General features: G+C 44.3%; 12 protein-coding genes. 8 read left to right on the top strand and 4 right to left on the bottom strand.

Going from position 1 to position 12,183, the window contains the following annotated elements; translation table 11 throughout:
• Positions 1-16: 16 nt before the first annotated feature.
• Positions 17-889 (bottom strand): hypothetical protein, encoded by an 873-nt coding sequence (locus B212_RS0111605; protein WP_198015851.1) that lies wholly within the window; start codon positions 887-889, stop codon positions 17-19.
• Positions 890-1,084: 195 nt separating this feature from the next.
• Here B212_RS0111605 and B212_RS0111600 point away from each other — a divergent pair, with 195 nt between their 5' ends.
• From B212_RS0111600 to B212_RS31290, 8 genes are all read left to right on the top strand, one after another.
• Entirely contained in the window at positions 1,085-1,903 is an 819-nt protein-coding gene (locus B212_RS0111600) for an undecaprenyl-diphosphate phosphatase (RefSeq protein ID WP_028530764.1), read from the top strand.
• A gap of 85 nt (positions 1,904-1,988) precedes the next feature.
• A complete protein-coding gene (locus tag B212_RS0111595) occupies positions 1,989-3,215 on the top strand; it encodes an MFS transporter (protein WP_028530763.1) in 1,227 nt (408 codons plus the stop codon).
• Positions 3,205-4,137: a helix-turn-helix domain-containing protein gene (locus B212_RS0111590; RefSeq protein WP_019910928.1), complete on the top strand. Its 933-nt coding sequence runs from the start codon at positions 3,205-3,207 to the stop codon at positions 4,135-4,137. Before B212_RS0111595 ends, B212_RS0111590 begins: the two co-directional genes overlap by 11 nt.
• Before the next feature lie 91 nt (positions 4,138-4,228).
• Positions 4,229-4,780 (top strand): NAD(P)H-dependent oxidoreductase, encoded by a 552-nt coding sequence (locus B212_RS0111585; protein WP_019910927.1) that lies wholly within the window; start codon positions 4,229-4,231, stop codon positions 4,778-4,780.
• 18 nt (positions 4,781-4,798) lie between these two features.
• Positions 4,799-4,981, top strand: a complete 183-nt coding sequence (gene dmpI, locus B212_RS0111580) for a 4-oxalocrotonate tautomerase DmpI (RefSeq protein ID WP_019910926.1) — start codon at positions 4,799-4,801, stop codon at positions 4,979-4,981.
• Positions 4,982-5,004: 23 nt separating this feature from the next.
• A complete protein-coding gene (locus B212_RS0111575) occupies positions 5,005-5,997 on the top strand; it encodes an aldo/keto reductase (protein ID WP_019910925.1) in 993 nt (330 codons plus the stop codon).
• Between the two features lie 47 nt (positions 5,998-6,044).
• A complete protein-coding gene (locus B212_RS0111570; RefSeq protein ID WP_019910924.1) occupies positions 6,045-7,073 on the top strand; it encodes a zinc-binding dehydrogenase in 1,029 nt (342 codons plus the stop codon).
• Positions 7,074-7,283: 210 nt separating this feature from the next.
• Entirely contained in the window at positions 7,284-9,566 is a 2,283-nt protein-coding gene (locus B212_RS31290; RefSeq protein WP_019910923.1) for a copper amine oxidase N-terminal domain-containing protein, read from the top strand.
• A 71-nt stretch (positions 9,567-9,637) separates the two neighbouring features.
• On the opposite strand, the gene B212_RS0111560 is transcribed toward B212_RS31290, so the two are convergent.
• The 3 genes from B212_RS0111560 to B212_RS0111550 are packed head-to-tail and all read right to left on the bottom strand — an operon-like array spanning position 9,638 to position 12,174.
• Positions 9,638-10,303, bottom strand: a complete 666-nt coding sequence (locus B212_RS0111560) for a phosphatase PAP2 family protein (RefSeq protein WP_019910922.1) — start codon at positions 10,301-10,303, stop codon at positions 9,638-9,640.
• Between the two features lie 34 nt (positions 10,304-10,337).
• On the bottom strand, positions 10,338-11,501 hold the full coding sequence (locus B212_RS0111555) for a sensor histidine kinase (protein WP_019910921.1): 1,164 nt from the start codon (positions 11,499-11,501) through the stop codon (positions 10,338-10,340).
• Entirely contained in the window at positions 11,494-12,174 is a 681-nt protein-coding gene (locus B212_RS0111550; protein WP_019910920.1) for a response regulator transcription factor, read from the bottom strand. The genes B212_RS0111555 and B212_RS0111550 overlap by 8 nt, the downstream gene beginning before the upstream one ends.
• Positions 12,175-12,183: the final 9 nt, after the last annotated feature.

The following is a 12,183-nucleotide window of genomic DNA, read 5'->3' as shown; positions in this document are numbered from 1 at the left end:
ATTCGAATTGAATTGATTATAGTGTTTGAACTATAAGAGCTGCTGATTCCATTAGAGTCTGATCCTGCGCCATGATCGTTAAAATTTGGGATCGTACAGTGTTGTCCATCACTTTCATAACAGCCAGCGTCTTAGCTTTATCAGTTTGCAGCATCCGGTCAATGAGCTTGGCTGCCGCAGCAGGGGGCATTTGAGAATAGGTTAAGGCAAGCTCCTTCGAGGAGGTTTGCTGCAGCTCCTGTTGTTTGATCTGATTGACCTTCTGCTGAAGCCTGGCAATTTCCTGTTCCGTCCAGTCAGAGTTGCTTTTCAATTGAAAGGATGTCTCTGCGACCTTAGCCGGGTCCATCTTGCTCCAGATATGTGCACGTTCGCTCGAAGACATTTCAGCCATAGTATAGATGATTTCCTCCGTGGATTGTTTTTGCAATATTGCGGCGGCTTTCGCAGGAGGCATGACGGCATAGCTTTTGGCAATTCCAATCGCCTCGCTGATCGGTGTACTCTTGTTTGGCGATGCAGAGGGGGACGCCAGTGCGTTTGCGGCAGCCGGAGCTGGTGTTGCGTTGCTGCTGTTAGCTTGAATTCCAGAGGAGGGTGCTATTGTCACAGCAGGCGAAGGATTGGCGGGAGGGGCAGAAGACACAGCGCTGCCGGCAGGTTGGTGCAGCCAAGAGGACCCTAGCTGTACAAGCGGTTTCCAGTATGAAACAACACCCGCAATAAGCAAGATAGCAAGCAGTGAACGGCCCCACTTAAATTTACGTTTTTTGGGTGGAGGAGCATCTGGGGTTTTTACTGCAGGGACTTCTTTTGGCGGAACACTTTTTGGAGAAGATGTCTTGACATTCGGTGTAGGCATGGATTCACTTCCTTCTTCAGATTTCATAGGAAATATAACACCCATATATTAATAAATTCTTAAGTGTAATAGAAACGATGCACATTAGAACGCAACCATTACTGTTATATCCAGGAAGTTAAGATTTTTTTAATAGTCTCTTCACGGCTAGTTTAGGAATAGAACCTAGAATTAAACCGCACCTTAAATCTATTTTGAAGGAATGATACAAGCATGAAGATTCTGCATGATTATCTTATTGCGATTATTCAGGGGATTGTAGAGGGGATTACGGAGTTTCTACCGGTGTCTTCCACAGGACATCAGGTCTTGGCTGGAGAGCTTCTCGGATTCACAGGAGAAAAAGCAGCTACCTTCGAAATCGTTATTCAGCTTGGAGCAATTCTTGCTGTGGCGATCATTTACTGGCGGAGGCTTCTCAGCATACTGGGGATTGGAATAGGAAATTCTGCGGATAGACATACCCATCCCCTGCAGAAATTGAATCTGCTACATGTCATTATGGCCTGTCTGCCCGCATCAGTGTTAGGACTGGTTCTTCACTCCTTTATCAAAAATTATTTATTCTCTCCTTACTTCGTGCTGGCAGGGCTTGTGCTGGGAGGGGCGTTTATGCTTTATGGCGAGAAGAAGCAGGTGGCTGTAAAGGCAGAAAGCATCGACCAGATTTCTTATAAGCAAGCCTTCTCCATTGGCCTGTTCCAATGCTTGTCCCTTTGGCCGGGGTTCTCACGTTCCGGGGCAACCATTGCCGGGGGACTGCTCACAGGTACAAGCTATAAAGCTTCAACCCATTTTTCTTTCCTCATTGCCGTACCAATGCTAGTGGCTGCAAGTAGTTATGAAATGCTGAAGAGCTATAACACTTTAACTTCGGCGGATACCGGATTTTTTATCACTGGATTTGTAGTGGCCTTTGTCGTAGCCATGCTGGCTGTTGTAACATTCTTGAAGCTGCTTGATAAGCTAAAGCTTGCCCCCTTTGCTTACTACCGTTTCGGGTTGGCAGTGGTATTCCTGGGCTATCTGTTGTTTCACTAAATCAGGAGGAGTAATTTCCTTGACTTAAAGTTAACTTCAAATGATAAAGTTAGAAACAAATTGGGAGGGGGAAAGGGATGAATGCATGAATAACTCAATACCCTTGGAAAAGCTAAAGACATATTCATTACTATCAGTTGCGTTATTCATTTCTTCAGGACCCGTAATCGCTGCTAACATTCCTGCGATAGCAAAGGATTTTCCGGCAGTATCTCTGATACATGTAGGGTTATTGACTACGATCCCTTCATTATTTGTCATTCTCGGTGTTTTAGCCGGTAATCGGCTTGAGCTACGGATTGGGAAAAAGGCAACCATAGCGACGGGGTTAGGATTTGTTCTCGTTGCAGGGATATTTCCCGCATTACAGCATGATTTTTTTTCATTGCTGTTCATTTCCCGCTGTTTGTTTGGTTTGGGTATAGGTCTATTTAACCGGTTAACCATTCAGATGATCAGCGATTTGTATCACGATAATCCAGGTAAGCAGGCAACCTTAATTGGATTGGAAAGCTCCTTTGAAGGACTTGGCGGCATTTGTCTGACTTTACTTGTAGGCCAATTATTAAGAGTCAACTGGTATACATCATTTTATGTTTATGCACTGGTCCTACCCATTTTAATAGCATTCCTTTTCTTTGTTCCCGGTGATAACGGTAAGTTAAAGCAAAACAGGACCGAACACCTGACAACGAAATCATTCCCACCAGGTGATAAAAAAAAGGCTTTTCAAGTGATGATCGCTTTTGGCATCTTACTGTTTGCGATTGTAACTATTTTCATTAACTATAATATCCAGATTACTCCTTTGCTTTTGGAGCAGAATATTGGAAACGCAACGAACGGCAGCAATATGATTGCTTTTATAGGCTTAGGAGCCTTTATTGCCGGCTTCTCATTTGGAAAGCTTTATAAATGGGTCAGTGGTTTTATCGTTCCTTTATCCATTCTTTTACTTGGAATATCCATGCTCGCAGTTACGGTCTCGCACAGTATTGCCCTTACTACATTGTGTTCAATGGTTATCGGTTTTTCATTCCGCTGCATCATGCCCTATCTGCTGCATACCTTTACACAGCAAATTGCGGAAATAGCCAAGCTCGGTACCACTATCGTGTTGGTCGCTTATAACTTAGGAGCCGCACTTTCACCATATGAAGGGACGTTAATTAGACAAATCGCTCACGTCCAGACTGTGCAATCCCTGGTTTTCACTAATGCAATAATCCTATTAATAATTGGGGCAGCAGGTATTGGGGTAGCTTGCATAAATCAAAAGCATAAAAAAGGCGGAACTGCTCATGTACAGTAGTATCGGAAAAGCAATCAAGGCACCGCAAGAGCTGATCAAGGCACCGGACAAAACAGCGAGCTTACAGCAAAACGGCTTATCTGTAATTACTTTCTGCCTGCATACGCAAGGGAGAAAGGGCTCGTATTTTCTGAAGGATCATCTGTTATTGTACGTGAAATCAGGGACCTATAGGGTTCGTTTCAGAGACCGGGAATATACCGTGCGCAGTAATGAAATGATTTTTATTCATAAATCCACTTTGATTGAATATGACAAATCGGGGGAAGCCAGTTCCGATTACATGCTGGATTATATGATGTTTTTTCTGAATGAGAAATTACTCGAGGAATTTGTCCAGTTCGCCGGAGTGAAGCCAATTTATCCTGTAAGCGATGTTGCTCCGGTAACCATTATTGCGGTTAATGATCTTACCCGAACTTATTTTGAGTCCTTACAGCCTTATTTTAACCAGCCTAGTCAGGTCAGTGACGGGTTGGTTAAGATCAAACTGATGGAGCTGCTGTTTCATCTGACAAATTCAAATGAACATTTTTTGTATCAGTTGCTACAGCCGGGTAGCAATGGCAATGACAATATCAGCAGGATTATGGAGGAGAATTTTACGAATCCCGTATCCCTGCAGGATCTGGCATATCTGTCAGGCAGAAGTCTGTCAACATTCAAACGGGAATTTCAAGCCACCTACCATACTTCTCCCTTGAAGTGGATTCGCAACCGCAGGCTGGATAAGGCTGAGAGGCTGCTGTTAGAAACGGCGCTTTCCGTCACTGATGTCTGCTATGCTGCCGGATTTGAGAATATCACCCATTTCTCTAAAGTGTTCAAGCTTCGATTGGGGCTCTCGCCATCGGAATTCAGACAGAAGTCTAAGTTCACAGAGGATGAAGTCAAGCTTGAGCTAAATGAACAAACAAAATGAGCTTCACAGCAAAGAAGTCTATGCTTAATCTTGTTATTCTTATCTCAGGCACCACAACGAATTACTAAATAGAGAGAAGGAGAGATTCTGAATGAAAACACTCGTACTGGTATTCCACCCCAACCTTTCGGGTTCCCGTCTCAATCGCCGCTGGGCAGAGGAGATGGACAAACAAGATGATGTTACTGTACACCGTGTTTACGAAGCTTATCCCAACGAGGAAATCGACATTAAGGCGGAGCAAGAGCTGCTAGAGCAGCATGACCGTATCATTCTGCAATTTCCTTTTTATTGGTACAGTACCCCGTCTCTCCTGAAAAAATGGGAAGATGCCGTGTTTACCTATGGTTGGGCTTATGGAAGCACGGGCAACAAACTACATGGCAAGGAACTAATGCTTGCAATTAGCTTAGGTGCTCCAGAAGCTTCCTATACCCCTGACGGTGCATTCAAGTATACCCTTCCAGAGCTGCTGCGCCCTTTCCAGGCAACAAGCAATATGATCGGGACCCGCTACTTGGCACCTTACGCAGTCTATGGAGTTATGCAGCTATCCGACGAGCAAGCAGAGCAAGCTGCAAAAGCGTACCCGGCTTATGCACTTCAGCCTGAGGCTGCCTTGAATATCGTCAACTCGAATTGATTATAAGGAGGAATTTACATGCCAGTAATTACGATTGAAGCAGGCAAATTAGAGAAAGAACAAAAAAGAGCGTTGGTCACTGAACTTACCTCAACAGCTTCAACCATTATGAACGTACCCGAGTCGGCTTTTATTGTTTTGATTAAGGAAAGCGAACGGGACAACATTGGTTTCGGAGGAAAATTATTATCTGATCGCTAATGTCAGAAGATGGAGAGGATCAAATGGAATACGTGAAACTTGGCAATACCGGGTTGGATGTTTCCAGGCTTTGCCTTGGTTGTATGGGCTTTGGTGAACCTGGACGAGGATTTCACAAATGGACACTTGATGAAGAGAACAGCCGTCCTATAGTCAAAAAAGCCCTGGAGCTTGGCATCAACTTTTTCGATACGGCAAATGTCTATGCAGAAGGAACCAGCGAGGAAATCGTCGGCCGTGCTCTTAAGGACTATGCTAACCGGGATGAAATCGTCCTGGCGACCAAAGTTTTTTCGCGCATGCATGAAGGTCCAAACGGCTCCGGGCTTTCCCGAAAGGCAATTATGAGTGAAATTGATAAAAGTCTCACACGCGTTGGAACCGACTATGTCGATCTCTATCAAATTCACCGCTGGGATGAGCATACGCCGATTGAAGAAACCATGGAAGCATTACATGATGTAGTGAAAGCCGGGAAAGCTAGATATATCGGAGCTTCTGTTATGCATGCCTGGCAGTTTCAAAAGGCGCTGCATGTCGCTGAGAAGTATGGCTGGACCCGGTTTGTGACGATGCAAAACCACTACAATCTGATTTACCGTGAAGAGGAAAGGGAAATGATGCCCCTATGCCAGGAAGAACACATCGGTGTCATTCCATTTAGTCCTCTTGCATCAGGCAGATTGACCCGAAATCCGCAAGAGTCCACACAACGTTCAGAAACCGATCAGGTGCAAAAAGCTAAGTATGATGCGACTGCTGAGGCCGACCGGATCATTATTGATCAGGTTGCGGCAATCGCAGCAAGTCATGGCGTTCCCCGCGCTCAAATTGCACTGGCCTGGCTGCTGCAGAAAGCACCGGTCACTGCTCCTATTATCGGCGCTACGAAGATCGCTCATCTTGAAGATGCAGCGGCGGCACTTTCGATTACCTTAACCCCTGAAGAAATTGTATTACTGGAGGATTCCTATGTCCCACATCCGGTGTATGGATCTAATGCCGGTTTTAAATAAAAAAGTATATTACGTTAATTAGATATTAGAAAAGGTGGAGCTTAAAAATGAAAGCAAATATTATGTATGCAGCCGGCGATGTTCGCGTTGAAGAAGTACCTGTTCCCCAATTGCAAGAACCGACGGATGCCATATTAAAAGTTGTTGTTGCGTGTATTTGTGGAAGTGATCTGCATCCCTATCATAACATGCATGCCCATGAGCATGGTGAAGCCATGGGGCATGAAGTTATTGGACGAATTGAGGAAATGGGGACCTCTGTTTCCGGATTCAAGAAGGGCGATTTGGTCATCGTGCCTTTTGCGGTTGGAGACAACACCTGCCCGTTTTGCCGGGAAGGATTGATGACTTCCTGTGTACACGGAAGCTTCATGAGCGGCTGTCAGGCTGAATTTGTCCGGGTGGCGCAAGCACAAGGTAGTATGTTCAAGCTGCCTGACGAAATTGATGAAGAATCTCCTTTATTACCTTCCCTGTTGACATTATCGGATGTCTACGGTACAGGCTACCATGCAGCATTAATGGGAGGCGTGAACGAGAATACGACAGTGACAGTGATTGGCGATGGGGCTGTGGGGCTGCTTGCTGTTCTGTCAGCCAAGAAGCTCGGCGCCAAAAAAATTATTTTGATGGGACGTCATAAAATCCGGACTGATCTGGGAATTGAATTCGGTGCCACTGATGTTGTTCCTGAACGAGGAGAAGCAGGTATCGCCAAAGTCCGGGAGTTGACGAATGGGGAAGGGACACATGTTGTTCTGGAGTGTGTAGGGCTGATGTCTGCTTACGAAATGAGTCTGGGTGCCGTTCGTGCTGGCGGAGTGATTAGCCGTGTAGGCGTTCCACAGTATGAAGAAGCTCCTGTTGGCTTTGTAAGTCTGTTTGGGCGTAACATCAAGCTTGCGGGAGGACCGGCACCAACACGTGCGTACATGGAAGAGCTATTACCGGATATTCTCGACGGCACACTGGAACCTGGCCGTGTATTTGATGTAACGGTAGATCTTGACGGAGTCCCTGAGGGTTATCGTGCAATGGATACACGTCAAGCACTTAAGGTACTGGTTAGACCTTAATTCACATGTTGAAGTAACAGATCACCAAAAACAACAGAGCGGCGACTCTCCAGTAACGGGAGAATTGCTGCTCTGTTGTTTTTTACGACAAAGAGTGAGATTACGCAAACCCAAAGGAAAAACCGACAATAAATAATGAAACTTTTAGCTACGTCTGAGCGTTAAAGGTTTAGGAAAAGAATGTAATCGTCATTCCAGGAGGGTGAATCTGTGAAGAAGTTATGGATTTCTATTTTAGTGGGCTTATTAGCTTTGCCGATGATGTTTCAAGCTCCGGTGAACGCTGCCAATGTGCCCATCAGCATTATTATTGACGGGGTTAAATTATCCACAGATCGGGCACCGGTGATGGTGAATGGAAGGACGATGGTACCGTTGCGGGCAATTTTTGAAGCCTTTAATGCCACCATCAAGTGGAATCAGAAATCCCAGACGGTAACAGCCACTAAAGATGAGACAACGATTATGTTAAAGATTGGCTCAAAGATAGCCACGATTAACAATAAAGCTGTAACTCTAGATGTGCCTGGACAGAATTTGAGCGGGAGAACGATGGTTCCTACACGATTCATCAGTGAGGCACTGGGTCATAAGGTGGGTTGGAATCAGGTTGCAAAAGTGGTGACCATAACGACTTCAGGTGGCGCAAGCGGGATTGTAACTCCGTCATCGAATGTGCAGGTAAAGGATGTTAGTGATACTGGTGACGGCCGGGATCTTCAGATCAGCTTCAACCAATCCTCTAATGAATCACTGGTGGATCATTACCGGGTAATGATTGTAAAGGCTTGGAATACCTTTAGTCTCTCGTCTGCAGAAAGGGTGCCGTCCTCCAATTACTCCACAGTATTAGCAGGCACGAATCCTACGATTAGACTGACCGCTAATTCAAGGGATGTGGATGGTGAACTTATTAGAAGCAATCAAACCTATGTAGCTTATGTCCTGGCAGTAGGTAAAGGCAGTAACACCAGTGCACTTTCGATTAGTTCGGCGGCGATAACCCTGAACAATAATACTGTAGCTGCTCCAAGCAGCTTACAAGTCTATGATGTGAGTGATTATAGTGACGGCCGGGATTTAGCTGTAAGTTTCAATAAAGTATCGGATGAGTCCAAGATAAGCTCTTACCGGATTTTTGTGGTCAAGGCTTCTAATTATTCCTCATTCACCCTGGGGGCAGCCAATGCTGTTAACAGCTCAAATTATACGCAGGTCAACAAAATGGGCGCTAATATCACCCAAATATTATCATCTGGAGCCAGGGACGTAGATGGGGCTCTGATTAAGACTGGAGTTAGTTACCGTGTGTTTGTTATGGGGGTAGACAGTGCAAGCAATGCAGCCAATAATTTGTTGTCTGCTGCATCATCTGCAATTACGCTGTCCTCGGTCAATATCACTAATTTAAGTGTAAGTGACGTTAGCGACTATGGAGATGGCCGCGATCTAAAAGTATCCTTTAACCACGCTACAGATGAAACGTATATTAGCCAGTACCGAATTCTAATTGTGCCTACCGCCTATTACAACAGCTTTAGTTTATCTGAGGCCAATAATGTCCCCAGCTCTTATTACACAACGGTGAGCACAGCAGGGTCTAGCACCAGTCAAGTGTTAGCCTCGTCAGCAAGAGACGTGCGTGGTGATGTGATTAAGAATGGAACACCATACAGAGTGTATGTGTTAGCGGTTGGAAGCGGGAAAAATTTGGGTACCAATATTCTTTCCACTGAAGCGCCATTCATTACGTTAATTCTAGACTACAGATTATCACCTGTATCGAACTTGGTTGTAAGTGATGTGAATGATTACGAAGACGGGCGTGATTTACAAGTATCCTTTAACCATGCCACAGATGAGACATACATTAACCAATATCGTATCCTGGTGGTCCCGACTTCCTATTACAGCAGCTTCAGCTTATCCCAGGCGAATAATGTTTCCAGCTCCAATTATACTTCGGTAGGCACCTCAGGAAGCAGCACCAGTCAAGTCTTGACTTCGTCAGCGCGGGACGTAAACGGTACAGTAATTAAGAGCGGCACCAGCTACAAAGTATATGTCTTAACAGTTGGAAGCGGGAAGTACTCCGGCACCAATGTGTTGTCTTCAGAGTCAAATGCAGTTACTTTATCCACTAAGCTTCCGGTGAAATCGGTCACCAATGTAACGTATAGTGTAGATGATGGAAAAATACTAATCAGATTCACCCCATCCGCTAACGAGTCCAATATTTCGGAATACCGGGTCCTTGTAGTTCCAGCCAAGCAAGGTTTTGGTTCAGCGGAAGCAATTGCGGTGAAATCCCCGTATTTTACGTCCATAACTCCTAATGGCACGAATCCTGCAATTATAGCCTCGAAAAGGGATGTTAACGGCGCATTAATTGTTAAGGGAGTTAAATATAGAGTGTACGTTCTTGCTGTAGCCAATAACAACGGTTTGCAGAATGGCGGTCTTTCAGTTTCAACGGACGAGTTTGAAATATAAAAATGTATAAGGCTAAAAAACTTCATTGAGCATAACGGCTTGATGAAGTTTTTTGGCCTGAGCTTGAGAGGTTAGCCGCTTGCCGGCGGTTCATGAAATCCAGGAAACTGCTGTTTTCTCCGTAGGCATATCATCCATACCCCTGATAACCTGAAACACAGTTCCCCTACTAAAATGCCCCCAACAATATCTACCACCAGGTGTTGTTTCACTAGCACAGTCGAGAGAATAATAAGAACCGACATGCCTGCAATCAGCCACCTATTGATTTTGCCAAATTCGCGTGCCCCCCGAAGCATTAAGTAGCTGGTTAACACGTGAATGCTTGGAAAACAATTGTAAGGTTGATCTGTACGGTACACCAATTCGATTAAGCGATAGAGAACACCTATTTCATTGTGGACGTCTGGACGCTGAATTGCCGTTTGAAATACAGCAAAGAAGAGATACGAGGCGATTAGACCGCTGCAGAGTGCAATCAAGGTCTGAAAATACATTTTCCTGTTTTTAAAAGCAAGCGCCACTAGTACACCTGTTATGAAGGGATACCATATTAGATAAGGAATTATAAAGACCGGTACAAAGGGGATCAGATGGTCAAGGCTGATTTCAAGATTATAAACATGATCTCCGGCCCGATTCAAAATACCATAGAACGTATTCAGTAGCGGAATGATTAAGAGCCATAAGAGAGATAACCATACCGATTTATAAGATGGCTTATCAAGATGTGCCAAGTCCTCAACCCCTAAAAATTATTAATGAACCCGCCTAATTTTCTTCACGATCTGAATCTGGATTTGGATTAACGCCAACTCTGGAGAGAGGGGACCTTCCCGAATAGGTGTATAGCGGCAACGTCATTTGAAACAAAAAAACATCGCCGGAATGACGGAGTGTTAGGCTGCCTTGATGCAGCTCCGCGATATTCCTTGCAATAGAAAGACCAAGACCGGAACCAACCTGAATGCCTTCACTGCTTCTTGAAAAATCGACCTTATAAAATCTATCGAACAGCTTATTTACTTGATCTTCCGTAAGTGGTGTGCCTTTATTTTGAACCTCAATAGTGATATGTGTACGATGCTTCAGCAATCGAACATGAATCGTTCCGGGCTTGAAGGAATATTTTAAGGCGTTCATCAAAAGGTTGTCGATCGCTCTGGCAATTTTTTCGCTGTCCACAAAAGTGCTTATCGGAGAGGCTCCAATCTCTTTCACAATTTGAATGCTGTTCTCTTGCGCAAGCGGTTCAAATTCAAACAACAATTGCTCTAAAAGCTGGAATAAATCAATTTTCTTCCGGTTCAGTTGGGTATCGTCGACAGAGGTAAGCCGGGTATATTCAAACAAATCGTCAAGCAGCTTTCTCAAATGTACAGCCTTGTTGTATGTGTTCTGAACAAAACGTGCATATTCATCTTGATCTTGGAAGGATTCAGATTTGAGAAGCTGGATATAGCCGATGATACTTGTAAGAGGCGTGCGCAGGTCATGTGAGAGGCCTGTGATCATTTCCATCCGGGATTGCTCAATTTTACGTTCCTTCGCGATTTGTTCTTCTAAACGCTCGGCCATTCTGTTGATGTTCCTTGCAACATTTCCAAGTTCATCTTGACGATTGACAGTTACGCGATAACCCAAATTTCCTTCAGCGATAATTTCTAGTCCATGCTCAAGTTTGATCAGGTCCTGTACAATTTTACGGGTCAAGAATAAAAAAATACTGATGAAGCTAACCATAAACAACGGTGTATTCAGGTAAGGAAAAAAACGAAGATACCAATCAGACTCCATAGCCTTACTAAGTTTAAGTGAAGTCTGAATGAAAACATTGCTGATGTTAATTGTAATTACCAGGCTGATGATCATCCGAATTAGAATATTGACTTGAATTCGTTTTTTATATTTTTGCTTTTGAGCACGCTTAGTCAATTTTATAGCCAACTCCCCATACTGTTTTAATGTATTGAGGTTCCCTTGGAGTTTCCTCTAATTTCTCCCGGAGATTGCGAATATGAACCATAACGGTATTGTCGGAATACCCGTAAGGCTCTTTCCACACGCTTTCGTAGATTTGCTCCGAGCTAAAAACTTGACCAGGCCGGCTCGCTAACAGCAGCAGAATCGCGAACTCCAACGGGGTTAACGAAATCTCATGTCCTTTCAGTTTTACGGAATGCTTATTTTTATCGACCACCAGGTCTTTGATCAGAATCAGCGACTCGAATTCTTCTTTTCCAATTAATGCTTGACGACGGAATTGAGCTTTTACACGAGCGATCAATTCCAAAGGATTAAAGGGCTTGACCATGTAATCATCCGCTCCAGTAGTCAAACCGATAATTTTATCAATATCCTCTTCTTTGGCCGACAGCATAATAATTGGAGTGTTTGAAATTTCTCTTATTTTCATGCATGCAGTGATACCATCCATACGTTGCATCATGACATCCAAAATAACAAGCTGGACAGAACTTGATCGGATGATGTTCAGCGCTTCCTCGCCATCGGCTGCCTCAATCACATGGTATCCTTCATTACGCATATATACATGAATCACATCCCGAATGTCCGGATCGTCGTCTACAACTAAGATTGTATTCATTTATTTCGT

This window comes from Paenibacillus sp. HW567, assembly GCF_000374185.1.
Taxonomy (GTDB): domain Bacteria; phylum Bacillota; class Bacilli; order Paenibacillales; family Paenibacillaceae; genus Paenibacillus_AQ.
This window is presented reverse-complemented; position numbering and strand designations above follow the sequence as displayed.

Bases quoted from the DNA above. Each gene is read 5' to 3' on its own strand.
- B212_RS0111575 (WP_019910925.1), top strand. From the start codon at position 5,005: ATGGAATACGTGAAACTTGGCAATACCGGGTTGGATGTTTCCAGGCTT.
- B212_RS0111605 (WP_198015851.1), bottom strand. From the start codon at position 889: ATGAAATCTGAAGAAGGAAGTGAATCCATGCCTACACCGAATGTCAAG.
- dmpI (WP_019910926.1), top strand. From the start codon at position 4,799: ATGCCAGTAATTACGATTGAAGCAGGCAAATTAGAGAAAGAACAAAAA.
- B212_RS0111585 (WP_019910927.1), top strand. From the start codon at position 4,229: ATGAAAACACTCGTACTGGTATTCCACCCCAACCTTTCGGGTTCCCGT.
- B212_RS0111595 (WP_028530763.1), top strand. From the start codon at position 1,989: ATGAATAACTCAATACCCTTGGAAAAGCTAAAGACATATTCATTACTA.
- B212_RS0111550 (WP_019910920.1), bottom strand. From the start codon at position 12,174: ATGAATACAATCTTAGTTGTAGACGACGATCCGGACATTCGGGATGTG.
- B212_RS0111570 (WP_019910924.1), top strand. From the start codon at position 6,045: ATGAAAGCAAATATTATGTATGCAGCCGGCGATGTTCGCGTTGAAGAA.
- B212_RS0111590 (WP_019910928.1), top strand. From the start codon at position 3,205: ATGTACAGTAGTATCGGAAAAGCAATCAAGGCACCGCAAGAGCTGATC.